Here is a 1,416-nt window from a genome sequence, read left to right on the forward strand (position 1 = left end):
CGCCACGGTCGAGCGGCCAGGCCGGGTCGCCGCTGGCCATGTGTGCTCGTGGGCGTGAAGTCGAGAAGGAGCGCCGCGACATCCGCATCTGCCGCTGAGTGTGCGCGGATCTGCTGATGAGCGGGCAGGCCTAAGGGACGTCTCGTAACTCGGTGAAGGCGTTGCCCGTGGCCGCGCTGGCGCCTACCCGGTGAGGACGATGTTGTGCAGATTGGCGGTGCCGGAAGCGGCGTCGGTCAATGTGTGGGCCGCGCGGCGATAGTCGCGCAGGATCTTCCAGCACTTCATGCGGGCCAGGGCGTGCTCGACCTGGGCGCGGACGGTGCGGTGCTGGGCGTTGAGGTCTTCCTTCCAGGCCGGCAGTGGGCTGCCGTCGCGGTACTTGCGGTACGGCATGATCACCTCGCGGTTGCCCTGGTAGCCGCCGTCGGCCATGACCGGCCTGTCGGCCAGTTTCTGATCGATGCCAGAGGTGCGGTAGACGATGGTGTCGTTGCGGTTGCCTGGCTGCGGGTCGCCCAGGGCGATGATCAGGCGGGTGCTGGCGTCGATGGCAACCTGCAGGTTGGTCGAGTAGCGGTAGTTCTTGCTCGGGGTGGCCAGGCGGTGGTCCCGGGTCGGGATCAGCGTGCCGTCGACGATCGCGATCTGATCAACCGGCCGCCGCCGCGCCGGCGCCAGGGCCAGCAGCGGCCCGAGGGTGTCGATGACCCGGTGCGCGGCAGAGTGGGAGACGCCGAACAGTGGGCCGATCTGCCGCATCGTCAGGTTCGTGCGCCAGTACGCGGCCACCAGCAGCACCCGGTCGGGCAGGTCAAGGGCCCACTGCCGGCCCGGCCGGCCGTCGGCGATGGCGTGCCCGCCACGTTCGGCGACCAGCCGAACCAGCTTGCGAAACTGGGCGGGCTGCAGCCCGGTGAACGGAAAGATCCACTCGGCGCGCGCTGCGGAGATCACCTGCACCCAGGCATCCTCGACGATAGTCCTCAACAGACAGACGCCGGGGTTACGAGACGTCCCTTAGTCGACGCTTACGACGACTCCTGCAACGGCCATACCTCGACCACGCCGTGCGCGACGGCGCAAGGCGTACGCGACACGATGTCGATGGCCTCGGCCAGCGTAGCTGCTTCGATGATGGCGAAACCGGCTACGGGAAGCGTGGAAGACATGAAAGGCCCGTCCTCCGTGGTCACCTCGGCCGCGTCGTGGTTCCGCACCTGCACGGGCTGGCCGGCGACGCCCATGTCGACCCCATCCTGGCGCAGTCGGGCGTCATGCGCATGCGCCGCGTCGCGTACGGCTGCGTCGGTGTGGTCGTAGCCCAGGGCCCCGGCAAAGTCGTGGCGGTGTCTGACTTGAGTGGACTGGAGTAGAAGCGCCGTTGTTGATGGCAGCAAGACGGGCATGACCGGT

General features: G+C 68.3%; 2 protein-coding genes. Both read right to left on the reverse strand.

Translation table 11 applies throughout. The annotated features are described in order from the left end of the window. Positions 1–183 precede the first annotated feature (183 nt). Positions 184–963, reverse strand: coding sequence for a transposase family protein (locus ACFYPS_RS36890; RefSeq protein ID WP_354968867.1), 780 nt, complete (start codon positions 961–963; stop codon positions 184–186). A gap of 68 nt (positions 964–1,031) precedes the next feature. Next, the coding region (locus ACFYPS_RS36895; RefSeq protein ID WP_387331146.1) for a YciI family protein at positions 1,032–1,416 on the reverse strand (385 nt) is incomplete at its 5' end.

The organism is Micromonospora sp. NPDC005087 (assembly GCF_042872965.1).
In the GTDB taxonomy this organism is placed as follows: Bacteria; Actinomycetota; Actinomycetes; order Mycobacteriales; family Micromonosporaceae; genus Micromonospora.